Source organism: Curtobacterium sp. 'Ferrero' (genome assembly GCF_002412165.1).
Lineage (GTDB): Bacteria > Actinomycetota > Actinomycetes > Actinomycetales > Microbacteriaceae > Curtobacterium.
Window position 1 is genome coordinate 355,621 of sequence record NZ_NXIA01000002.1, and the last position, 23,143, is coordinate 378,763.

Below are 23,143 nucleotides of genomic sequence, written 5' to 3' on the forward strand. Positions count from 1 at the left end.
CGCATGTTCCTCGGCATCACCAACACCCCGCGCGACTACGCGTGGGGCTCCGTCACCGCGATCCCCGAGCTCGTCGGGCGGACCGTCACCGGCGCGCCGCAGGCCGAGCTGTGGCTCGGTGCGCACCCGGGCAGCCCGAGCGTCGTCGTCAACCCGGCCATGGTCGGCGGCGCGGACACCCTGCTCGACTGGATCGCCGCGGAGCCCGAGGCCGCGCTCGGCCAGGGGCGCACGGGGCTGCCGTTCCTGCTCAAGGTGCTCGCGGCGGCGGCACCGCTGTCGCTGCAGGCGCACCCCACGCCGGAGCAGGCGCGCGAGGGGTACGAGCGCGAGGAAGCGGCCGGCATCCCCGTCGACGACCCGGCGCGCAACTACAAGGACCCGTTCCCGAAGCCCGAGCTGGTCGTCGCGCTGAGCGAGCGCTTCGAGGCGTTGAGCGGGTTCCGCCCCGTCGACGAGACCCGTGCCGACGTCGAGCTCCTCGACGCCGGCTCCGGGCGGCTCGGTCCGCTCCTGGTCCACCTCGCGCAGGGCCTCGAGGACACGGTGCGCTGGCTCGAGACCGCCGACGACGGCGCGCTCGCCGTCGTGCGGGCCGCCGGGGACCTCGCTGCGGCCCTGCCCGACGACGTCGCCACGCCGAACACCCGGACGGTGCGCGACCTGGCCGCCGCCTACCCGGGCGACCCCGGCGTCGTGGTGTCGCTGCTGATGCACCGGGTGACGCTCGCCGCGGGGCAGTCGATGTACCTGCCCGCGGGGAACATCCACGCCTACCTCGACGGACTCGGGATCGAGCTCATGGCCCCCTCCGACAACGTGCTCCGCGGCGGCCTGACCCCGAAGCACGTCGACGTGCCGGAGCTCCTGCGCGTCCTCGACTTCACCGCGTACCCGGCACCGGTCCTCGAGCCGGAGCACCTGGCCCCCGGGGTGGACCGGTTCGCGCCGGACGGCGTCGGCTTCGCGCTCGTCCGCGTCACCGGCGACGGCAAGCCGGTCGGGTTGAGCACGGGCGGCGTCGCACCGCTCGACGGACCCTCGATCGCGATCTGCACCGAGGGCGTCGTGACCCTGGTCGGTGCCACGTCGGCGACGCTCCTCCGCAAGGGCGAGTCGTGCTACGTCACGCCCGACGAGGGCGACGTCACCGTGGAGGCGGACGCGGCCTCGGGGCTGACCTCCACCGTCTTCATCGCGACGGGAGCGTGAACACGCAGGTGCCCGGTCCCGGACGGTGACCCGCTTCCGCTAGCGTGACCAGCATGAGTTGGCTGGTCACCGGCGGTGCCGGGTACATCGGGTCCCACGTCGTCCGAGCGCTGCGGTCGGCGGGGATCGACACCGTCGCGCTCGACGACCTGTCGAGCGGGTTCCGGGCGTTCGTGCCGCAGGACGTCCCGTTCGTGGAGGGGTCGATCCTCGACGGCGACCTCGTCGGGCGCACGCTCGCCGAGCACGGGGTGACCGGTGTGGTGCACGTCGCCGGGTTCAAGTACGCGGGGGTCTCGGTCGAGCGTCCGCTGCACACCTACGAGCAGAACGTCACCGGCATGACGACGCTGCTGCGGGCGATGGCGGACCACGACGTCACGAAGGTCGTGTTCTCGTCGAGCGCCGCGGTCTACGGCACCCCGGACGTCGACACCGTGGTCGAGTCGACCCCGAAGGCCCCCGAGTCGCCGTACGGCGAGTCGAAGCTCATCGGCGAGTGGCTCCTGCGCGACATGGAGGTCGCCCGCGGCTTCGCCACGACCTCCCTGCGCTACTTCAACGTCGTCGGCTCCGGCGAGCCCGACCTGTACGACGCGAGCCCCCACAACCTCTTCCCGCTGGTCTTCGACGCCCTGCTCGCCGGCCGGACGCCGCGGATCAACGGCGACGACTACCCGACGCCGGACGGCACGTGCGTCCGCGACTACGTGCACGTGGCCGACCTGGCGCACTCGCACGCGGTCGCCGCTCGGAAGCTCGAGGCGGGGGAGCCGCTCGAGCGCGCCTACAACCTCGGCAGCGGCGACGGGGTGAGCGTGCGCCAGATCATGGACGCGATGGCGAAGGTGACGGGCATCGCCTTCGAGCCCGAGGTCGCGCCGCGTCGACCGGGCGACCCGGCCAGGATCGTCGCGACCGGCGAAGCAGCGGCGCGAGACCTCGAGTGGGCCATGCGGCACTCCCTCGACGAGATGGTGTCGAGTGCGTGGGAGGCGCGCCGCAGCGTGTCCTGACCGGTACCGTGATGTCCCCCGAAACCCCGACAGAACGCGAGCGACACGCCCGTACGGGGGACATGACACGCCGCGACGGTCAGCGGCTTCTATGATCCGCGACTTGACTCCGGCGAATCACACCGCTGTAATTACAGGCAGCGACGGCAACCCGTCGTGGTTCGTCACCGAGACGTCAGGGGTGATCAGGGTGAACGGTTCCGACTTCAGCGCCGGTGTTCCGGAGGACTGGCACGTCGACCCCGTGGCGCTCGGCGTCCCCGGGGTCCGTCGTGCTGAGATCGACGACGAGGAGAACCCGCTCGCCTGGCAGGCCGACTCCCTCTGCGCACAGACCGACCCGGAGGCGTTCTTCCCCGAGAAGGGCGGCTCGACGCGCGAGGCGAAGAAGATCTGCACCTCGTGCGAGGTCCGGTCGCAGTGCCTCGAGTACGCGCTCGAGAACGACGAGCGCTTCGGCATCTGGGGCGGCCTGTCCGAGCGCGAGCGTCGCAAGCTGCGCCGTCGCGCCTGACCGACCACCCGTCGGACGGGAGGCGCGGCGGGCGTCCGTCACGCATCCTGCGTTGACCCTTCCCACAGGTTCACGGCGCGCCGCCGTCCGCGACGGAGGGCGCGCCTCCAGACCGTAGAGTGACGCGCGTCATGCAGCCCAGCGCCTCCCAGCCCCGTGTCACCGCGATCCTCGTCGCCGCCGACGGCGGCGACCGACTCGACCGCACGCTCGACGCCCTGGCGAAGCAGACCAGGCACCCCGAGAACCTCGTCGTGGTCGACGTCGGGTCCTCGGACGGGTCCACCGCCGACCTCGCGTTCGGCGGGTCGGCCGAGCTCGTGCGGCTGCCCGCCGGGCGGCCCTTCGGCCAGGCGGTCGCCGCCGGCGAGCGCGAGGCGCCGTCGGCGGTCGCCGACGCACCGGTCGACGAGTGGCTCTGGCTGCTCGGGCACGACAACGCGCCGATGCCGACCGCGCTCGAGGAACTCCTCACCGCCGTCGAGATCGCGCCGTCGGTCGTGGTGGCGGGCCCGAAGCTCGTCCACGACGACGACCCGTCCCGGATCCGCGACTTCGGCGAGAGCATGACGAGGTTCGGCCGATCGCTCGTGCTCGTCCAGGACGAGCTCGACCAGGGCCAGCACGACCGGCACACCGACGTCCTCGCGGTCGCGGCCGCGGGCATGCTCGTGCGCCGCTCCGTCTGGCACCAGCTCGGCGGGTTCGACCCGGCGCTGCCCGACGTCGACGCCGCGCTCGACTTCTGCGTGCGCGCGCGGCTCGCCGGTCACCGCGTGGCCGTCGTCCCCGAGGCCCGGGTCACGAGCGCCGGACCGATCGAGGAGTTCGGCCGGAAGCGGCTCTCCGAACGGCGCCGGGTGCGCCTCCACCGGCAGGCGCAGCTGCACCGCCGGATGGTCTACGCCCCGGCCGGGCTCCTGTGGCTGCACTGGTTGACCCTCGTCCCCTTCGCCGTCGGGCGGGCGGTCGGGCACCTCGTCGCGAAGCACCCCGCAGCCGTCGGGGGTGAGCTGGCCGCAGCCTTCGCCGTCGTGTTCGGTGGCGGTGTCGGCCGCGCACGGAAGGTGCTCGCGCGCAACCGCAAGGTGGGATGGGCCGCGGTGGAGCCGCTCCGGGTGAGCTGGCGCCGCGTGCACGAACGGCGGCTCACCTCGCGCGACGTCGAGCTCGCCCGCGTCGAGGACGCCCCGATCGCCCGTGCGTCGTTCCTCGGCGACGGCGGCGTGTGGGTCGTGCTCGCCGCGGCGGTCCTCAGCGTCGTCACGCTCTTCCCGCTGCTCGGCTCCCCGGCGCTGACCGGCGGCGGACTCCTGCCGCTCTCGACCACGGTCGGACGGCTCTGGCAGAACGTCGGCTACGGCTGGCACTCGATCGGGACGGGCTTCACCGGACCGAGCGACCCGTTCGCCGCCGTGCTCGCGGTCCTCGGCTCGATCACGTTCTGGTCGCCGTCCACGTCGGTCGTGCTCGTGATGCTGCTCGCGTTCCCGGTGTCCGCGCTCGGCGCGTGGTTCGCCGTGCGGAAGGTCACCACGCGCGTCTGGGTCCCCGTCGTCGGCGCCACCCTGTACACGATCGCGCCGACGCTCGTCGGAGCCGTCACGAGCGGACACCTCGGTGCCGTGATCGCGCACCTGCTCCTGCCCTGGCTGTTCCTCGCCGTGCTCGAGGCGCACCGCTCGTGGGCCTGGGCGTCCGGCGCCTCGATCCTCTTCGCCGTGGTCGCGGCGTCGGCGCCGTCGCTCCTGCCGGTGCTCCTCGTGGCCTGGCTGGTGTCCGTCGTCGTCGGCTGGCGGCGCGCCCACCGGCGGGTGTTCATCCCGGTGCCCGCGGCGGTGCTGTTCCTGCCGCTCGTGCTCGTCCAGCTCGGTCGCGGCAACCCGCTCGCGGTGTTCGCCGACCCGGGCGTCCCGTCCGCCACGCGCGCCCCGTCGGCGTTCCAACTCGCGATCGGGCAGCCGGTGCCGGACTGGAGCGGCTGGCTGCCCGCGACGTCGTCGATCGCGGTGCTCGTCGGGCTGCTGCCCGTCGTGATGGCGGTGCTCGCGCTGCCCGTCGCCGTGGCGGCGATCGGTTCGCTGCTCGGGCACCGCTGGGGCGTCGCCGGCGCAGCGCTCGTCATCGCGCTGCTCGGGTACGCCACGGCCTTCGCGGCCACCCACGTCACCGTCACCGGTGTCGGGTCGACCACCACGATCGTGTGGCCCGGGAGCGGCCTCAGCGTGTACTGGCTGGGGATCGTGACCGCCGCCTGCATCGGGATCGACGTGCTGCCGAAGGCCGCGCCCGCCGCCGGGCTCGTCGCCGCGGTGCTGACCGGCGTCACGGTGGCGCCCGCCTTCGCCGCGTTCTACCTCGGCACCGCCGCGATCCAGCCCACCACGGGCCGCGTGCTCAGCGCCTACGTCAACGCCGAGGCCCAGGCCAACCCGGACGTCGGCACCCTGGTGGTCGACCCGCAGTCGGACGGCTCGCTCTCCGTGTCGCTCGAACGCGGCCAGGGGGCGACACTCGACGACCAGTCGACGCTCGACTCCACGGCCCTGACCCTGACCCGGTCCGGTGCCGAACTGACGACGCTGGCCGGCAACCTGGCGAGCCGCAGCGGCTACGACCCGCGGCAGGCGCTCCGGACGCTCGGCGTCAGCTTCGTCCTGCTCGAGGACGCGCCCGCCGACGACGCGGGTGCCCAGACCGTGCACGACCGTGCGGCCGGGGCCATCGGGCAGAGCGCGCTGTTCACGAGCATCGGCGAGACGAACACCGGTCAGCTGTTCCACTACGACGGCGACGTCGACCGCACCCGCACCGGGTCGGCGGCAGCGCAGGCGACGCACGTGCTCTACCTCGTCGTGCTCGGTGTGGTGTTCGGCGCGGCGGCACTGCTGGCGGTCCCGACCGCACCCCGTCGCCGTCGCGCGACGTCGAACCGCATCGAGGCCGAGGAACCCGCGTCCACCTTCGACGAGGAGCGTGACGAATGAGCCCCAGGACCCCAGGCACCGTCCGGCGGTGGATCGTCCGCGGGACCGCGACCGCCGTCGCCGTGGTCGTCGCCGCCGGCACCGTCACGGTCGCCCACGCGATCGGCACGTCCGCGACGCCCGGGCGCCCGGCCGGGCAGACGGTCACACCGGTCCCGGCCGACGCCGAGCGCGTCTGCGCCGGCAACGCGCTGCGGCTCTCGGACGACGCCGGCAACGACGCCACGAAGGCCACCCCGGTCGGTCGTGCGACGATCGCGACCGCGACGACGGGGTCGACCGTCGAGCAGTCCGAGCTCGGGTCCTCGACGACCGGCGGCAGCGACCCGCGCCTGCTCACGGCGCCTGCGGGGGAGACGACCCCGCAGGTCGCGGGCAGCAGCTACCAGAGCGTCTCGAGCGGCGACCTCGTGGGCGTCGGCGCAGCGTCGTGCGACGACCCGGCGCAGTCCACGTGGCTCGTCGGCGGCTCGACCGAGACGGGTCGGACGAGCCTCATCACCCTGTCGAACCCCACCGAGGTCAACGCGACCGTCGACCTGACGGTCTACGACGGCTCCGGCACGGTCAGCGCCCCCGGCACCACCGGCATCGTCGTGGCGCCGAACAGCCAGAAGGTGGTGCCGCTGTCCGGGTTCGTCTCGGACCAGGGGTCCACCGTCGTGCACGTCGTCTCGTCGGGCGGACAGATCGTCGCCCACATGCAGGAGACCGTCGTCCGGACGCTCACACCCGGCGGCTTCGACATCGTCTCCGGCGGTGCGGCGCCGTCGCGCACCCAGGTGGTCCCGGGCGTCGTGCTCGAGGGCACCGAGGCCGCCCAGCGCGGCAGCGACACCGAGGACGCCGCCCCGATCGTGCGCATCTTCGTGCCGGGGACCCGGACCGCGTCCGTCACGCTCGGCATCACGACCGCGGACGGCGGCGGCTCGACGGTCAACGCCACGGCGGAGCCCGGCGTGGTGACGGACGTGCCGCTCGACGACTTCCCGGACGGCCGCTACTCGTTCACGCTCAGTGCGACCGAGCCGATCGTGGCCGGGGTCCGCACCACGACGCCGACGCAGGACGACGCCACCGACCTGGGCTGGTTCGCCTCGGCCGAGCCCCTCGGCGACGAGGTCACCGCGGCGGTCGCTCCGGCGTCCGGCGCGCGGATGACGATCGTCAACCCGACCCGGGACGACGCCACGGTCACGATCCGGTCGGGGGACGACGACCAGGAGGTGTCCGTCGTCGCCGGCGGCACCGCCACGGTCGGGGTGCCCACGTCGACGCAGCTGACGATCACCGGGGCGTCGGGCCTCGTCGCCGGGGTGACGTACCAGAACGACGACGGCATCGCCGGGTTCCCGATCCGCCCCGCGACCGAGGTGTCGACGCCGGTGCGCGTCTACCCCTGAGCAGGAGAGCGGCGGCCGGGCAGAGCGGCGGCCGCCGCGCGGGTCACCAGTGCCGGTAGCGGTCCGGTGCCAGGTCCCAGGGGTCCTTGTCGATGAGCTCGCCCACGGCGCGGAACACGGCCGTCTCGACGACGATGCGCCGGTCGACGTCGTCCTTCTCGGGGCTCCGGGTCACCCGTTCGACGGGGATCCGGAAGAGCGTCACGCGGCGGCCGGCCCGGTCGACCCGCCACCGCGGCATGCTGGTCGGCAGGGTCGGGTCCGTCGGCATGTCCGCGACCTGGAACACGACGCCGTCGAGCTCCTCCGGCCACAGCTGGACGAGGTAGTGCGCCGTGTCGCCGACGATGCGGTCGAACGTCTCCGCGCGCGTGACGAGCGGCGCGAGGTCCGGCCCCGTCACGCTGGAGCGACCCCCGCGGCCGTGCCGGGAGCGGCCCCGTCCGCGGGCGACCGGGGTGACGAGCGGAGGCTTGCGGCGCATCCCGTCATGGTACGCGCGCCGGGTCGCCGTCGGCGCACCCGGTAGGGTCGGTACCGGTATGGACGTACGGATCTGCAGCAAGGTCGCCTGTGGCGCGAGCGCGTCGGCGACCCTCACGTACGACTACGCCGACTCGATGGTCGTCGTCGGGCCCCTGTCCACCCGGGTGGAGCCGCACGGGTACGACCTCTGCGCGCGGCACGCCGCGCGCCTGCGCGTGCCGCGCGGGTGGCGGGTCGTCCGTCGCGAGCCGCTGCGCGAGACCGACTGACGCTCCGGCCTGGAGGCCCTGCCCGCGTGACCGACTTCGGCTCCCGCACCGTGCCTCCCGACCGTCCGCGTCGCACAGCGTCGCGCACACCGCGCGCGGACGCGCGCGTGCGAGACTGACCGCATGTCCGCCGATGCACGCACCGCCACGCCGTTCCGTGTCGCCGACCTCGCGCTCGCCGAGGCGGGACGGCACCAGATCCGCCTCGCCGAGAACGAGATGCCCGGGCTGATGGCCCTCCGCGAAGAGTTCGGTCCCACCCAGCCGCTCGCCGGCGCGCGCATCGCGGGCTCCTTGCACATGACCGTGCAGACGGCCGTGCTCATCGAGACCCTCGTGGCGCTCGGTGCGCAGGTCCGGTGGGCCAGCTGCAACATCTTCTCGACGCAGGACGAGGCAGCGGCCGCCGTTGCCGTCGGCCCGACCGGCTCCCCGGACGCGCCGGCGGGCGTCCCGGTCTTCGCGTGGAAGGGCGAGACGCTCGAGGAGTACTGGTGGTGCACCGACCGGATCTTCGACTGGAGCGCCGAGGCGGCGGCCGCCGGGGCGGACTGGGCCGGACCGAACCTCATCCTCGACGACGGCGGGGACGCGACCCTGCTCGTGCACACCGGAGCGGACGCCGAAGCCGCCGGCCGTGTCCCCGAGGCCGGGCCGGACGCGAGCGCGGAGTGGCGCATCGTGCTCGACACCGTCGCCGCGTCGCTCGGGGACTCCGCGGACCGGTGGACCCGGATCGCGGCGGACGTCGAGGGCGTCACGGAGGAGACCACCACGGGCGTCCACCGTCTCTACGAGCTCTTCCGCGAGGGCAAGCTCCGGTTCCCGGCGATCAACGTGAACGACTCGGTCACGAAGTCGAAGTTCGACAACAAGTACGGCATCCGGCACTCCCTCCCCGACGGCCTGAACCGTGCGACCGACGTGCTCATCGGCGGCAAGGTCGCGTTCGTCGTCGGGTACGGGGACGTCGGCAAGGGCGCGGCCGAGGCCCTCCGCGGGCAGGGGGCGCGGGTGATCGTGTCCGAGGTCGACCCGATCTGTGCGCTCCAGGCGGCGATGGACGGCCACCAGGTGGCCCGGCTCGCGGACGTCGCGGGCGAGGTCGACATCGTCGTGACCTGCACGGGCAACCTCGGCGTCGTCGGCGTGGAGGAGATGCTGGCGCTGAAGCACCTCGCGGTGTTGGCGAACGTCGGGCACTTCGACAACGAGATCGACATGGCCGGACTCGAGGCGCTCCCCGGGGTCGAGAAGGTCCAGATCAAGCCGCAGGTGCACGAGTGGCGGCTGCCGAACGGCCGCTCGATCCTCGTGCTGTCCGAGGGTCGCCTGATGAACCTCGGCAACGCCACCGGGCACCCCTCGTTCGTGATGAGCAACTCGTTCACGAACCAGGTCCTCGCGCAGATCGAGCTGCACACCCGGCGCGACGAGTACCCGACGGGCGTGTACGTCCTGCCGAAGCACCTCGACGAGAAGGTCGCGCGGCTCCACCTCGACGCCCTCGGCGTGCAGCTGACGACGCTGCGACCGGAGCAGGCGGCCTACATCGGCGTGCCGGTCGAGGGTCCGTACAAGCCGGACCACTACCGGTACTGACACGCGGCCGGCGGCTCGCTGCCGGGCGGGTCGCCGCCGTCCAGCCGTCCTGCCTCTGCGCCGCGTCTGCGCCGCGTCAGCACTGCGTCGGCGCTCCGTCAGCGCGGGAAGCCCGGCGGCCGGGCACTCGCCGTCGCGGCCGCCGCCGCGATCGTCGCCGCCCGGGTCCGGAGCGCCCGCTCGTCGCGGTCGCGCCGGAGTGCCACCACGCCCGCCAGGAAGACCTCGGCCGGCACCGGCGGCACCGGGTGGGCGTGCGCAGCGACAGCCGCCGCGAGGGCCTCGGCGGTGGCGGCGCGGTGTTCAGGCCGCATGTCGGCGGCACCGCGGAAGAACGCGCCGAGGCGGTTCTCGAGCCGCTGCGGCAGCGCTCCGACGTCCGCGACCGCCGCCCACCGTGCCAGCTCGGCCGGCATGAGCACCGTGGTCGGACGCTCCCGGCGGAGGCGCTCGTGCTGCACGACCGTCCCCGCGAGCAGGTCGCCCAGGCGGCGCGGTCGGGAGCCGAACAGCGCCACGAGGACCGCCAGCCCGCCCGCGGTGCCCCAGAGTTCGAGCACGCCGACCAGCGCGCGGGCGAAGGCGTGCCGGAAGCCGATCGCGCCGCCGTCGGTGCGGACGACCCGGGTGCCGACGGCGAACCGGCCGACGCTCTTGCCACGCGTGATCGTCTCGACCGCCGCCGGCACGAGCACGAGGACCCCGACGAGCACGACGATCCGCAGGGCGGCGATCCACCCGGTGTCGACGTCGCGCGGCAGGACCCGGGCGATCCCGACGAGCAGCATGACGAACAGCACGACGAGGCAGACTGCGTCGAGGAGCGCCGCCGCCAACCGCAGGACGATGCCGGCGGGCTGCACGTCGAGCGCGACGGCCTCGCCGACCACGAGCTCGTCGGCGGTGTCGTCGAGCGACCGGACGAACCGCGCGTCGGCGAGGTCCCGCGACGCAGTGGGCTCCGACATGGGATCATTCTGTCGCACCACCGCGTGCGCCGCGCGCCGGCGCCGGACCGCAAGGGGAGGGGACCCGTGGACCTCGACGCGTACACCGCCGTGCACCGCGAGCGCTGGCAGGAGCTCGACCGGGTCGCACGGGCGCGGCACACGACCGGAGCGGACGTCGACGCGCTCGTGTCCGGCTACCAGGCGGCGGCCACCGACCTCGCACGGCTCCGTCGCTCAGCACCGCGGTCGGCCGTGGGCGACCGTCTGTCGCTCACCCTCTTCCGTGCGCGGCTGCGCTTCACCGGGACGCCGGTCGACCCGGTGTCGGCCCTCGGCGCGTTCTTCGCCCGGCAGCTGCCGGCTGCGCTGTACCGCATCCGGTGGACCACGCTCTGGGTCGGGCTCGCGACGGTGCTCATCGCCGTCGTCGTCGGAACCTGGATCAGCACGACCTCGGGCGCGGTCGAGACGTTCGGCACGCCGGAGGCCCTGCGGCGCTACGCCACCCAGGACTTCGTCGACTACTACTCCGACCACGGACTCGGCGCGTTCTCGGCACAGGTCTGGACGAACAACGCGTACATCGCGGCGACGATGGTGGCCTTCGGCATCACCGGGCTGTTCGTGCCGTACACGATCGGACAGAACGCGATCGGCCTCGGTGTGTCCGCGGCGATCATGCACTCGCAGGGACGGCTCGGCGACTTCTTCCTCTGGATCGCCCCGCACGGCCAGCTCGAGCTGTACTCGGTCTTCTCCGCCGGCGCGGCCGGACTCATGATCGCCTGGTCGTGGATCGCCCCGGGGGCGCGCACCCGTGCCCAGGCCCTCGCCGAGGACGGACGGGCGCTCATCAGCATCGCGATCGGCCTCACCCTCACGCTGCTCCTGTCCGGCCTCGTCGAGGGTGTCGTCACCCGCCAGCCGTGGCCGTGGCCGGTGAAGATCGGCATCGGCACCGTCGCGCTGGCAGCCGTGCTGGTGTACCAGTGGGTCGTCGGCGGACGGGCGTTCCGGGCGGGCGAGCGCGGCGACCTCGACGAGTTCGAGCGGGGTGCGTCCGCACTGACCGCCGGCTGACGGTCGGGCGGCGCGGGACGCCTCAGAGGCGGCCGGCGGCCTTCGCCCGGATGTAGGCGTCCGCGACGAGGGGCGGCACGTCGGCGGGGGAACCGCTCACGACCTCGGCGCCGGCCCGTCGTGCGACGTCCGCGATGCCGTCGGCGTCGAGCAGGGAGCGCTCGGCAGCGGCACGGCGGTAGACGTCCCGCTGCGCGGCGGACGGGAGGCCCGTGGTGCGAGCGCGCGCGGCCCGCTCCGGGCGCGTGACCGGCTCGGCACCACCGCGAGCGGTCGCCGTCACGGCGGGGTCGGTGATGCTCGTGACCACCACGGTGTGCCGTTTCGTCAGCCGGGGGAGCACCGCCGCCAGGTCACCGGACGCCCCGGGGGAGTCGAGGCTCGACAGCAGGACGACGAAGGCGCGCGAGGTCGTCACCGCATCGACGGCGGCGGGCACGGCGTCCCAGTCGGTGGCGGCGAGGTCGGGCTCCGCCGTCGCGAGCGCCTCGCCGAACCGGCGCACGACGTCCGACCGGGTCGCGCCGACCACCCGCTCGCGGACCGTGTCGGCCAGCACGACCAGGTCGACGCGGTCACCGGCGGCCGCCGCGAGCGCACCGAGGAGCAGGGCCGACTCGATGAAGGTGTCCAGGCGCGGCTCGTCCTCGACACGGCCGGCCCCGGCACGACCCGCGTCGACGACGACCACCACCCGGCGGTCGCGCTCCGGCCGCCAGGTGCGGACCACGAGGTCCTGTCGGCGTGCGGTGGCACGCCAGTCGATCGACCGGACGTCGTCACCGCGGACGTAGTCCCGGAGCGAGTCGAACTCGGTGCCGTGTCCGCGGAGCTGCAGGGTCGTCTCGCCGTCGAGCTCGCGGAGTCGTGCGAGCCGTGAGGGCAGGTGCCGGCGCGACCGGAACGGCGGGGTCACGACGAGTTCGGCAGGTGCGGCGAGGACCCGCTGCCGAGCAGCGAGCCCGAGCGGCCCCCACGCGCGGACCGCGACGCCGGCGCTCCGACGACGGCCGCGCCGGAACGGAGCGAACCGGACCCGCGCGGTCCGGCGTTCCCCCGCGGGCACCGTCAGCCGGGCCCGCGACGGCCCGTGACCGGCGGAGGGCTCCCAGAGGTCCCGCACCACGGCGCGGAGCGGCCGGCCGCCGTCGTTCGCGAGCACGAGCGTGCCCTCGGCGACCGTGCCCCGACGGGCGACCCGCGGCATCCGACGGTCGACACGCACACGCCGGAGGTCGGCGGCGAGGACCAGGTCGAGCGCGGCGGCGGCGAGCACCACGACCGTCCACGCGACGCCCGCCCACCCCGTGCCGAGCAGCACGACGGGCACGACGGCGACGGCGAGGAACGCCACGAACCGACCGGACAGCGCCACTAGATCGGCACCCGGACCTGCTCGAGGACCTGCTGCAGCACCCCGTCGGCACCCACGCCCTCGAGCTCCGCGTCGGCGGCGACCCGGAGCCGGTGCCGCCAGACCGGCAGGACCATGGCCTGGACGTGGTCCGGCGTGATCGCGTCGTAGCCGGTGAGCCACGCCCACGCCTTCGCCGCCGCGAGCAGGGCGGTCGCGCCGCGGGGGCTGACCCCCACCCGGACGGACGGTGCCTGGCGGGTCGCCCGTGCCAGGTCGACGACGTAGGCGAGGACGTCGTCGCGGGCACCGACCCCGCGGACCGCGAGCTGTGCGGCGAGGACCTCGTCCCGGCCGACCACGGGGGCGATCCCGGCGGAGGCGACGTCACGGGGGACGAACCCGTCCGCGTGCCGACGGAGGACCTGCCACTCGACGTCGCGCGGGGGCACGTCGAGCGTGAGCTTCACCAGGAAGCGGTCGAGCTGTGCCTCGGGCAGGGTGTAGGTGCCCTCGAACTCGATCGGGTTCATGGTCGCGGCGACGAAGAAGGGGTCCGGCAGCGCCCGGGCGGACCCGTCGACACTGACCTGCCGCTCCTCCATCGCCTCGAGCAGGGCGGACTGCGTCTTCGGCGGCGTCCGGTTCACCTCGTCCGCGAGCAGCACGTTCGTGAACACGGGTCCGGCGCGGAACGGGAACGTGCCGGTGGACGCGTCGTACACGAGCGATCCGGTGACGTCGCCCGGCATGAGGTCGGGTGTGAACTGGATGCGCTTCGTGTCGAGCGACATCGCGGCGGCGAGGCTCCGGACCAGCAGGGTCTTCGCGACACCGGGGACGCCCTCGAGGAGCACGTGGCCCTGGGCGAGCAGCCCGACGATCATGCCGGACACGGCGCCCTCCTGGCCCACGACGGCCTTGGCGACCTCGGCGCGGACACGTCCGAACGCCTCGCGGAGCGGATCGGTCGTCGCGACGGGCCGCGCGTGCTGCTGGTGGTCGTTCGGTGGCAGGTCGGTCACGGTCGTGCTCCTGGTCGGTCGTGGTGGTCGGTGCCGGTCGTCGCCGCGTGGACGGCGCGTTCGAGGTCGTCGAGGGCGTGCACCCCGTCGAGGAGGGCGGCATCGGTGCCGGTCGGGCCGCCGACGAGCACGGCGCCGACCTCGTGGTCCGGACGTCCGGTGGCGCGGGCCGCGGCACGGACGACGTCGTCGACGTGCGCGGAGCGGGGGAGTCCGAGGCGACGGCCGATCCGGAAGAGGGCCGCCGTCCGCAGGGTGTCGAGGGCGTGGGTGCGGTCGCGGGTCCTGGCGTAGAGCCGCGCCCGTCCCTCGGTCGTCTCCGCGGCACGGACGACGACGGGGAGCGGCTCCACGACGAGCGGCCCGAGGCGGCGGCCGCGCCAGACCGCCCCAGCGACCGCGACGAGCGCGAGCAGGAGCAGGACGGACGGCACCCAGGGCGGTGCGAGCTCGCCGAGCGTCGTCGCGGCATCGGCGCTGCCGGGGGTCGGCACGTACCAGGCCAGGCGGTCGTCCCCACCGAGCAGCCCGAGCGCCAGCCCCGCGTTGCCGGCGGTCGTGATCGTGTCGTTCCGGAGGGCGGCGGTGGTGCCGAGGACCGTGACGTCACCCCCCGCGGTGGTGGTCCGCACGATGCCCCACACCCGGTCGGCACCGTCGCCGCTCGGGGCGCACCGCTCGACCCGCGCACCGCCGTCCCCGTCGGCGCCGACGCGGTAGCCGGTCCCCGTCGCGGTCACGGACCCGGCGGCACGCACCGCGGGGATCGGGCACGATCCGGTGGACGACACGGCGTCGTCCACGGCGCGGGTGTCCCGGACGTCGAGTCCGACGGCCTGCAGCACGGCCGGCTGCGTCGTCACGAGGACCACGTGCCGGGCGGTCCGGACGAGCCGCCCGGCGACGGCGGCCGAGAGCACGCCGTCCCCGTCGTCGACGAACACCGTCCCCGTGCCGGTCCGGTCGGCGTCCCGCACGACGTCCACGGCCGTGCCCCGCTGCTCGAGGACCCGGACGAGCGCCCGGGACCCGCTCGCGGTCGTCGATGCCGGGTCGAGCTCGTGCTCGGACGGCCCCGGGGTCCCGCGGACGGCGACCGTCAGCACGGCCAGCACGAGCCCGACCACGGCGATCCCGGCCCAGACGGCGGCCCGACCCCGACGACCGGGGACGCGACCGGGGACGACGGTGCCCTCACCGGTCCCTGTCGATCCGGCACGGGGAACGGTCCCGGTGCTCACGACGGCACCGCCGTGGTCGTCACGGACCGGTCGGCCGCGGGGCGGGTGCGGGCGATCGTCCTGGCGGACGCGACCACGGCCTCGGCGGCGGAGCGGTCGGCCGGCGTGTCGAGGTAGCGGACCGCGTCGAAGGTGCGCGCGGCGGTGTCGAGCTCGTCGGCGAGTGCCGGGAACGGCCGCGCGGCCGCGGCTGCGATCGCCCGGGCCGTCGCCCCGGGGACGTCCGGGACGAGGTCGCGCTCGCCGAGGCCGCGGGCGGTGGCCCGGTAGCCGTCGAGGACCGCGGCGCTCCAGTCACCGTTCCGCGCGGCCGCGTCCGCGGAGCGCAGGAGCTCGTCGGCCGATCGGGTGTCGTCGTCGTCGAACACGCCGCGGACGGCGTCGTCCGTGACCCGGAGGCGTCGCCGCGGGACCCCCCGGGCGACCACGACGAGCACCGCCACGGCGACGAGCACCACGATCGCGACCACGAGCAGCGTGTGGCCGACGCCGGGCGAGTCCAGCCCGTCGGCACGGAGCGAGGCCAACCAGTCCAGGAAGGCCTTCGACGCCCGGTCCCACCACGTCGGCTGCGCCCCCTGGTAAGCGGAGCGCTCGAGTTCGCGCTCGAGCAGCCGCCGCGCCTGGTCCGGGTCGACGGCCGTCACGGCGTGCCGTCCGGTCCGTTCCACCGGGGCGGCTCCGGAGCGGGCGGTCCCCACTGCTGCGGCGGTCCCCACTGCTGTGGCGCCCCCCACTGCGGGCCCGCGACCCACCCCTGCGGCGACGGACCCCACGGACCCCGTGCGGCCGGGAGCGGAGTCGCCGGCGCGAACGGGTCGGCCGGGTCTCCCGTGTCGAGGTGCGCCGCGATCCGCTGGTCGAGCCCCTCGGTCCGGATCCGTCGGTCCACCGCGAGGAGCGTCACGACGGCACCCGTCAGCACGTCCGCGGTGCACTGGACGGCGATCACCAGGAGCGCGCCCACCACGAGCAGCACCACGGCACCGGCGCCGACGCCCGACGACGCGGACGTCTGCCCGAGCGGGTCGAACACCCCGCCGACCAGGGCCGAACCGGCGCTGAGCGGGAAGGACGCGATCCCGGCGGCGACCGCGAACGCCGCGTTCACCAGGAGCATGATCCCGAACGTGCGCCAGAACGCACCACGGGTGAGCCGCCACGACTGCGCCGCTGCCGAGAAGACCGACCGGCCCTCGAGCGCGATGGTCGGGACCGTGAACGCGAAGCGCGTCGTCAGCCACACCACCACGACGCCGCCGCCGAGCCCGAGCACGAGGATCGCGAGCAGGAACCAGCCCCAGCTCGCCCGGCTGGCCGCGAGGGCCGCCACGAACCCGACCCCCAGTGCCAGCAGTCCGCCGCCGAACACCACGCCCGCGAGCGCCTGCAGGAGCACCCAGCCGACGACCGACCAGCGTCGTCCGGCGAGGAGCGACCAGGTCCCGCGGAAGGTGGCGCGCCGACCGAGCACCCGCTGGCCGGTGTCGACCGCGATCGGTGCCACGAGGAACCCGCGGAGGAGTCCCGACAGGAACGGCAGCCCGATCGACACGAGCGCGAACAGCGTCACCGCCCCGGCCGCCACCGTCGCGGCGTCGCGCCCGCCGTCGAGCGCGGAGAACAACCGCGTCTGCAGGCTCGCACGCGTGAGCGAGCTGACGAGCTGGGTGAGCAGGCCGACGATCCCGGAGAGCAGGAAGCTCCAGAGCAGCAGGACCCGGGCGTTGCGCCGGAACACCGTGAACGCACCCGACAGGACGTCGCCGAGCCCGAGCGGGCGCAGCGGCACCGCCGGACGCGCTCCCGGCCGTGCGCCCTGCGGTGGGCCCTGCGGCGGGCCGCCCTGCGGACCCGGCCACGCGCCGTCGCCGCGACCCGGCCACGTCGGGGACGGCGGCGGCGTCCACTGCCGGTCCGTGCCTCCAGGCCGTCCGTCCCGATCCGCGCCCGACGGCTGCTCGCCACCGGACCCCGGTACCTGCCAGCCGGTCATGCCGCACCCCCTCGCTCCGACCACGCGAGCGGACACGCGGTCGACACCATCCTGGCGGAAAAGCCCGCATGACGGGGCCTCGGCTATCGTGAGGTGCGGTGTCGGACCGGCACCGCCCGCTCCACAGGTACGGAAGTCCCATCACATGACACCGCGCATCCTCGTCGTCGACGACGACCAGGCCCTCGCCGAGATGATCGGCATCGTGCTCCGCTCCGAGGGGTTCGAACCCGACTTCAGCGCCGACGGCACCGGGGCGATGGACGCGTTCCGCGCCACCGAGCCGGACCTGGTGCTCCTCGACGTCATGCTCCCCGGCATCGACGGGATCGAGGTGTGCAAGCGGATCCGGGCCGAGAGCGGCACACCGATCATCATGCTGACGGCGAAGAGCGACACCGCCGACGTCGTGGCCGGGCTCGAGAACGGCGCCGACGACTACGTCGTCAAGCCCTTCAACCCGAAGGAGCTCGTCGCCCGCATCCGGACGCGGCTGCGACCGACGTCGTCCGACTCCACGGTGCTGCACGTCGGCGACCTGACGGTCGACGTCCCCGGTCACGAGGTCCGCCGCGGCGACGCCGTGATCGCGCTCACGCCGCTCGAGTTCGACCTCCTCCGTGCCCTCGCCGAGAAGCCGAACCAGGTGTTCACGCGGGAGATGCTGCTCGAGCAGGTGTGGGGCTACCACTACAAGGCCGACACCCGGCTCGTGAACGTCCACGTCCAGCGGCTGCGCGCCAAGATCGAGCACGATCCCGACAACCCGAAGATCGTCACCACCGTCCGTGGCGTCGGCTACCGGGCCGGAGGAGCCTGAGCACCGTGCCACCGGCAGCCCGCCCCGCGGCGAGGAGCCCCCTCGGCCGCAGCGGACGTCGGCTGCGCCGGTGGGTCCGTCGCGGCTGGCGCGGCATCGGGTACCTGTGGAGCCGGTCCCTCATGTTCCGGTCGGTGGCGATCACCGTCCTCACCACCGGCCTCGCGGTCGCGGTCATCGGCACGGCCGTCATGGTGAGCATCTCGTCCAACGTGTACGCCCAGCGCCGCGACCAGATCGAGTCCGAGTCGGCGCGCGCCACGATCGTCGCGCAGAACATCTTCGACGCGGCGACCGCGGGCGAGGACAACAACCAGTCCGAACTCGAGACGCTGCAGAACGAGGCGCAGCAGGCGATCCTGTCGAACACGACCAGCCCGGGAGGGACCGCGGTCGCGATCGAGCGCAGTCCGGACCAGACCACGTCGCAGACCCTGCAGACCATCGTGACGCCGGGGTTCCCCGACGCGGTCATCAGCGACGCCCTGCGGCGCGAGGTCGGCAAGAACACCGGCCGGCTCAGTCTGCAGCCCGTACAGCTCGACGACGAGGGGCGCCGGTCGCCCGGGCTCGCCGTCGGGTCGACACTCCAGATCCCGAGCGCCGGGCAGTACGAGCTGTACCTCGTCTACGACCTCTCCGACGCGCAGCAGACCCTCGACTTCGTGTCCCAGACGCTGTCCATCGGCGGCGTGGCCCTCATGGTGCTCATCGCGCTCGTCACCTCGCTCGTGGTCCGGCTCGTCATCGTGCCGATCCGCGGAGCCGCCGAGACGAGCCGGAAGATCGCGGCCGGCCGGCTCGACGAACGCATCCCGGTGCGCGGCAACGACGACATCGCCACCCTCGCCAGGAGCTTCAACGGGATGGCGGACGCGGTGAGCCGGCAGATCACGCAGCTCGCCGAGCTCTCCCGGGTGCAGCAGCGCTTCGTGTCCGACGTGTCGCACGAACTCCGGACGCCGCTCACCACCATCCGGCTCGCCGGCGACATGCTCTACGACTCCCGACACGCCTTCGAGCCCTCGGTCGGACGGTCGGCGGAACTCCTGCACGCGCAGGTCGAGCGGTTCGAGCTCCTGCTGGCCGACCTGCTCGAGATCTCCCGCTACGACGCCCAGGCCGTCCAGCTCGACACCGAGCCCGTCGTGCCGGCGGCGCTCGCCGCGGACATCGTCGAGGAGTTCCGTCCGCTCGCCGACCGCGCGGGCGTCGAGCTCGTCCTCGAGACGCCGGGCGGCCACACGACCATGCAGCTCGACGCCAAGCGCATCCGGCGCATCATGCGGAACCTCGTCGGGAACGCGATCGAACACGGTGAGGCGAAGCCCGTGCAGGTCGTGGTCGACAGCGACGCCCGCACCGTGGCGATCGAGGTGCGGGACCACGGTGTCGGCATGCCGCCGGAGGACGCCGCACGGGTGTTCGACCGGTTCTGGCGCGCCGACCCGAGCCGGAAGCGCACGATCGGCGGCACCGGGCTCGGGCTCGCGATCAGTCTCGGCGACGCGAACCTGCACGGCGGCCGGATCGACGTGTGGTCCCGTCCGGGCGAGGGGTCGGCGTTCGTGCTCACCCTGCCCCGCTCCGAGCAGGCGTCGACGGCGACGTCGGCGATCCCGCTGCCGGACCTCGACGAGCCGTACCGAGGTCCGCGCGCCGTCCGTGAGGAGGACGCATGACCCCCGCACGCACTCGTGCCCCGAGGCGTCGGCCGCGCCGGCTGCTCGCGGTCGCCCTGGCCGCCCTCACGCTCGTCGCCGTGTCGGCCTGCGCCGCGATCCCCGTCTCGGGCGACGTCCGGTCCGGGCAGACGATCAAGGACGAATCGGTCTCCGGCGTCGACTTCCGGCCGGACGGGCCGAGCGACGGCGCGGACCAGACGACGATCCTGCGCGGGTTCATCGCCGCCGCCACCGGTGCGCAGAACAACTACGCCATCGCCCGGGAGTTCCTGGCGTCCGGGTTCTCGCAGAAGTGGAACCCCCGCCAGGGCGTGACGATCAGCGACGGGTCGGGCTCGGTCGAACGCGTCGGCGGACGGGAGCTCACCTACACGCTGACGGCGAGCGCGACGGTCGACTCGGACGGGGAGTACACGCAGGCCGTCCGCCCGACGACCTCGACACTGACCTACCAGTTCGTCCGCGAGGACGGCGAGTGGCGGATCGCGTACGCCCCGGACGGCATCATCCTGTCGCCGGTCCGCTTCGAGTCGGTGTTCCAGCAGCACGAGCTCTACTTCTACGACCCCTCGTACGACTTCTTCGTCCCGGACGTGCGCTGGTTCCTCGCGCGCTCCTCGGTCAGCACGAGGATCGTCAGCGCACTGCTCGCCGGTCCCGCCGACTGGCTGAAGGGCGCCGTGGTCACCGCGTTCCCGGAGGGGACGCAGCTGTCGCTGAACGCCGTGACGATCGACAACGGCACCGCGCAGGTGGACCTGTCGAGCGACGCGCTCCGGGCGAGCACGTCCGACAAGCTGCGGATGCGCGCGCAGCTGACGAAGTCGCTGGCGTCGGTGGCCTCGGTTTCCTCGGTGACGATGACGATCGAGGGCGCCGCGATCACCCTCCCGGAGACCGGCTCGTCGGGCGGGGTGGACGCGCAGCAGAACCCGGACGTCGACCCCCGGCCGCTCGTGGTCGCGAACGCGAAGGCCGGGTACGCCTCCGGCGACTCGGTGTCCTCGCTCGGCGGCGGCATCGGTGCGCAGGTCGCCGACCTCGACCCGACGGCGTTGTCGCTGAGCGCTTCGGGCACCCTGGCGGCCGTGCAGAACGCCGACGGCGTGTGGGTGGTCCGGTCGGGCCGGCCGCGGCTGCGGGTCGACACCAGGACCGACACGGTCCCGCCCGCCGTCGACGACCTCGGGTCCGGGTCGGTGTGGGTGGCGGACCGCGGTGACCCGAGCGAGGTGACGTCCTACTCGGTCGCCGGGCAGCCGCACCAGGTCGCGACCACCCTGCCGAAGGGACAGCTCGTGTCGTTCGAGGTGTCGCGCGACTCCACCCGGGCGCTCGCGCTCCTGCAGACGTCGGACGGTCCGGCCCTGTACGTCATGGCGATCATCCGCGACCAGGACCGGGTCCCGACGGCGTTCGGAGCACCGGTCCGGGTGCAGGCCGCCTCGGGCGACGCCGTGTCCGCGGCGTGGATCAGCGACACGGACATCGCGTCCGTGGGGCAGACGGAGGACGGCCCGGAGATCGTCCGGACGACGATCGGCGGAAAGTCCTCGACCCTGCCGAAGCCGGACGGCACCGCGACGACGATCGTCGGCGGGAGCGGGGGCTCGCTGCTCCTCCGGCTCGCTGACGGCGCCGTCCTGCAGTCCACCGGCGGCGGCTGGGAGTCGACCGGTGTGGAGTGCGCGGTGCTCGGCACACAGCGCTGACCCCGCCCGGCGCGCGGTCCGGTCTCCGGTCCGCACCGGCAGCGTCCGTTCCTGCACAGGGGACCCGGACGGGAGGCTCGTCCCCAGGTCGCGACGTCGGCCGCCGGTCGGGTGGGTGCCCGGTCCACCCTGGTGTGATGGCAGCGAGCACCGATCCGGAGCAGCGTTGGGCGGCGGCCCTGCGGGCCGCGCTCGGGCTCCTCCTTCCCGTCGACTGCGTCGGCTGCGGGGCACCGGACCGCGCGGTGTGCGCGGACTGTCGGCGCGCCCTGGCGGACCGGCCCCGTCGGGTCCGGCTGGTCGGCGGGGTCCGCACCGACGTCGCGTTCGAGTACGAGGGGCTCGTGCGGGTCCTGCTCCTCGAGCTCAAGCTCCGGTCGCGGGTCGACGTCGCCGGGCCGCTCGCCGGACGGTTCGCCGCACTGGTGCACCGGGCCCTGGCGGAGGCGCCCCCGGGCACCGTGCTGCTGCGGGTCCCGCCGTCGGCTCGCGGTCGCCGTCGGCGGGGGTTCGACCCGGTCGTGCTGCTCCTGCGTCGAGGGGGAGCCCCGCGCGGCCGACCGCTCGTACGGGCACGTCGGGACCGGGGCGGGACCGGGCAGAAGGAGCGGTCCGCCACCGAACGGGTCCGGGCAACGGTCGGCTCGCTCGTGGCCAGGGACGTCGCGGGCCGCACCGTCGTGCTCGTCGACGACGTCGTGACCACGGGCGTCACCATGGCCGAGGCCGTCCGCGCGGTCCGGGCGGCCGGCGGATCCGTCGTCCGCTGCGTCGCGGTCGCGAGCGTCGAGGACCGTGTCGCCCCGGTGCACGCCGGGTGAGCGCTGAGTGTCTCGTGGGTGTCGTGCAGGGAACCGGGAAATGTCGTGACGACGGGCGCGGTGCGGGTCTAGCCTCGCGACAAGGCGTCAGAGATCGCCGGACGGAGGCGACGCGCCGAGCGTGGATGGGAGCCGCCACATGGACGTGACGATCACGGGCCGGAACGTCGGGGTCACCGACCGATTCCGCACCTACGTCGAACAGAAGTCCGAGAAGATCGACGCGCTCGCCGACCGTGCCCTCGCGTTCGAGGTGCGCATCAGCCGTCACAACGAGAAGTCCGGCGGCAGCGGCGGCGAGGACCGCGTCGAGCTGACCCTGATCGGCCCCGGGCCGCTCGTCCGGGCCGAGTCGGCCGCGTCGGACAAGTACGCGGCCTTCGACCTGGCGTTCGCCCGGTTGGCCGAACGGCTCCGTCGGGCGCGGGACCGCCGCAAGGTGCACCGCGGTCGTCACCGCCCGACCTCGGTGGGTGAGGCGTCTGGCGCCGCTTTCGAGCACCTCGGCGTCGTCCCCGCGGACGGCAAGCTCCTGCAGACCGTCGCGACGGGGGCCGTCCCGGTCGTCGAGCCGGACGCGGACCAGGAGCCCGAGGACGAGGCGTACTGCCCCGTGGTCATCCGCGAGAAGGTCTTCGAGGCCGCGCCGATGACGGTCGACGACGCGCTGTACCACATGGAGCTCGTCGGCCACGACTTCTACCTGTTCGTCGATTCGGCCTCCGGTCGTCCGAGCGTCGTGTACCGCCGCAAGGGCTGGGACTACGGCGTCATCGCGGTCGAGGACACCGCCTCCGGCGTGCGTGCCGGAGCGGAACCGGCGGTCGCGTCGGCCTGACCGCGTCCCACCGTCGTCCACCCGTGCGCGGCCCGTTCGCGGGCCGCGCACGGCCGTGCCGCTCCCAGCGTCGCCGTTCGCCGGGTTGCTAGCATGACTGGCTGATCGCATCGCGCAGACGGCGCGAGACGA

General features: G+C 74.1%; 20 protein-coding genes. 13 read left to right on the forward strand and 7 right to left on the reverse strand.

From position 1 onward, the window contains the following. Positions 1-3 precede the first annotated feature (3 nt). The 5 genes from manA to Csp2054_RS03775 all read left to right on the forward strand — a co-directional run bounded on the left by manA (position 4) and on the right by Csp2054_RS03775 (position 7,132). Entirely contained in the window at positions 4-1,212 is a 1,209-nt protein-coding gene (manA, locus tag Csp2054_RS03755; protein WP_096897946.1) for a mannose-6-phosphate isomerase, class I, read from the forward strand. A gap of 53 nt (positions 1,213-1,265) precedes the next feature. Beyond that, positions 1,266-2,228: a UDP-glucose 4-epimerase GalE gene (gene galE, locus Csp2054_RS03760; protein ID WP_096897947.1), complete on the forward strand. Its 963-nt coding sequence runs from the start codon at positions 1,266-1,268 to the stop codon at positions 2,226-2,228. Between the two features lie 181 nt (positions 2,229-2,409). Then, positions 2,410-2,742, forward strand: a complete 333-nt coding sequence (locus tag Csp2054_RS03765) for a WhiB family transcriptional regulator (RefSeq protein ID WP_411897134.1) — start codon at positions 2,410-2,412, stop codon at positions 2,740-2,742. 131 nt (positions 2,743-2,873) lie between these two features. Further along, positions 2,874-5,729 (forward strand): glycosyltransferase family 2 protein, encoded by a 2,856-nt coding sequence (locus Csp2054_RS03770; protein WP_141399108.1) that lies wholly within the window; start codon positions 2,874-2,876, stop codon positions 5,727-5,729. Then, complete coding sequence (locus Csp2054_RS03775; RefSeq protein WP_096897949.1) at positions 5,726-7,132, forward strand: DUF5719 family protein; 1,407 nt, start codon at positions 5,726-5,728, stop codon at positions 7,130-7,132. The genes Csp2054_RS03770 and Csp2054_RS03775 overlap by 4 nt, the downstream gene beginning before the upstream one ends. A 43-nt stretch (positions 7,133-7,175) precedes the next feature. Here Csp2054_RS03775 and Csp2054_RS03780 read toward each other — a convergent pair whose 3' ends face one another. Next, complete coding sequence (locus Csp2054_RS03780; protein WP_096897950.1) at positions 7,176-7,616, reverse strand: metallopeptidase family protein; 441 nt, start codon at positions 7,614-7,616, stop codon at positions 7,176-7,178. Between the two features lie 58 nt (positions 7,617-7,674). Between Csp2054_RS03780 and Csp2054_RS03785 the strand changes: the two genes are divergently transcribed. Together Csp2054_RS03785 and ahcY are read left to right on the forward strand one after the other, a co-directional pair. Further along, positions 7,675-7,887: a DUF3499 family protein gene (locus Csp2054_RS03785; RefSeq protein WP_096897951.1), complete on the forward strand. Its 213-nt coding sequence runs from the start codon at positions 7,675-7,677 to the stop codon at positions 7,885-7,887. 123 nt (positions 7,888-8,010) lie between these two features. Continuing rightward, positions 8,011-9,489: an adenosylhomocysteinase gene (gene ahcY, locus Csp2054_RS03790; RefSeq protein ID WP_096897952.1), complete on the forward strand. Its 1,479-nt coding sequence runs from the start codon at positions 8,011-8,013 to the stop codon at positions 9,487-9,489. A 98-nt stretch (positions 9,490-9,587) separates the two neighbouring features. On the opposite strand, the gene Csp2054_RS03795 is transcribed toward ahcY, so the two are convergent. Further along, entirely contained in the window at positions 9,588-10,457 is an 870-nt protein-coding gene (locus Csp2054_RS03795) for an RDD family protein (RefSeq protein ID WP_096897953.1), read from the reverse strand. A gap of 66 nt (positions 10,458-10,523) precedes the next feature. Between Csp2054_RS03795 and Csp2054_RS03800 the strand changes: the two genes are divergently transcribed. Next, positions 10,524-11,519 (forward strand): stage II sporulation protein M, encoded by a 996-nt coding sequence (locus tag Csp2054_RS03800; protein ID WP_096897954.1) that lies wholly within the window; start codon positions 10,524-10,526, stop codon positions 11,517-11,519. Between the two features lie 22 nt (positions 11,520-11,541). Here the strand turns inward: Csp2054_RS03800 and Csp2054_RS03805 are convergent, their stop codons facing one another. From Csp2054_RS03805 to Csp2054_RS03825, 5 genes are read right to left on the reverse strand one after another with little or no spacing between them, the layout of a single operon-like run. Then, positions 11,542-12,894 carry a DUF58 domain-containing protein gene (locus tag Csp2054_RS03805; protein ID WP_096897955.1) on the reverse strand — a complete coding sequence of 451 codons (1,353 nt, stop codon included), beginning with the start codon at positions 12,892-12,894 and terminating at the stop codon, positions 11,542-11,544. Beyond that, positions 12,894-13,889: an AAA family ATPase gene (locus tag Csp2054_RS03810; RefSeq protein ID WP_096898030.1), complete on the reverse strand. Its 996-nt coding sequence runs from the start codon at positions 13,887-13,889 to the stop codon at positions 12,894-12,896. Before Csp2054_RS03810 ends, Csp2054_RS03805 begins: the two co-directional genes overlap by 1 nt. 5 nt (positions 13,890-13,894) lie before the next feature. Continuing rightward, complete coding sequence (locus Csp2054_RS03815) at positions 13,895-15,139, reverse strand: DUF4350 domain-containing protein (RefSeq protein ID WP_096897956.1); 1,245 nt, start codon at positions 15,137-15,139, stop codon at positions 13,895-13,897. Beyond that, positions 15,136-15,786, reverse strand: a complete 651-nt coding sequence (locus Csp2054_RS03820; RefSeq protein WP_176491542.1) for a DUF4129 domain-containing protein — start codon at positions 15,784-15,786, stop codon at positions 15,136-15,138. Before Csp2054_RS03820 ends, Csp2054_RS03815 begins: the two co-directional genes overlap by 4 nt. Next, positions 15,783-16,931 (reverse strand): proline-rich domain-containing protein, encoded by a 1,149-nt coding sequence (locus Csp2054_RS03825; protein WP_096897958.1) that lies wholly within the window; start codon positions 16,929-16,931, stop codon positions 15,783-15,785. Before Csp2054_RS03825 ends, Csp2054_RS03820 begins: the two co-directional genes overlap by 4 nt. A 349-nt stretch (positions 16,932-17,280) precedes the next feature. Here Csp2054_RS03825 and mtrA point away from each other — a divergent pair, with 349 nt between their 5' ends. The 5 genes from mtrA (at position 17,281) to hpf (ending at position 23,011) form a co-directional block, all read left to right on the forward strand. After that, on the forward strand, positions 17,281-17,955 hold the full coding sequence (gene mtrA, locus Csp2054_RS03830) for an MtrAB system response regulator MtrA (protein ID WP_096898031.1): 675 nt from the start codon (positions 17,281-17,283) through the stop codon (positions 17,953-17,955). Between the two features lie 5 nt (positions 17,956-17,960). Next, complete coding sequence (gene mtrB / locus Csp2054_RS03835) at positions 17,961-19,637, forward strand: MtrAB system histidine kinase MtrB (RefSeq protein WP_255252598.1); 1,677 nt, start codon at positions 17,961-17,963, stop codon at positions 19,635-19,637. After that, the gene (locus Csp2054_RS03840) at positions 19,634-21,352 is read left to right on the forward strand and encodes a GerMN domain-containing protein (RefSeq protein ID WP_096897959.1); all 1,719 of its coding nucleotides are present in this window, start codon (positions 19,634-19,636) and stop codon (positions 21,350-21,352) included. Before mtrB ends, Csp2054_RS03840 begins: the two co-directional genes overlap by 4 nt. A gap of 137 nt (positions 21,353-21,489) precedes the next feature. Further along, on the forward strand, positions 21,490-22,173 hold the full coding sequence (locus Csp2054_RS03845) for a ComF family protein (RefSeq protein WP_096897960.1): 684 nt from the start codon (positions 21,490-21,492) through the stop codon (positions 22,171-22,173). Positions 22,174-22,312: 139 nt separating this feature from the next. Further along, a complete protein-coding gene (gene hpf / locus Csp2054_RS03850) occupies positions 22,313-23,011 on the forward strand; it encodes a ribosome hibernation-promoting factor, HPF/YfiA family (RefSeq protein WP_096897961.1) in 699 nt (232 codons plus the stop codon). Positions 23,012-23,143 lie beyond the last annotated feature (132 nt).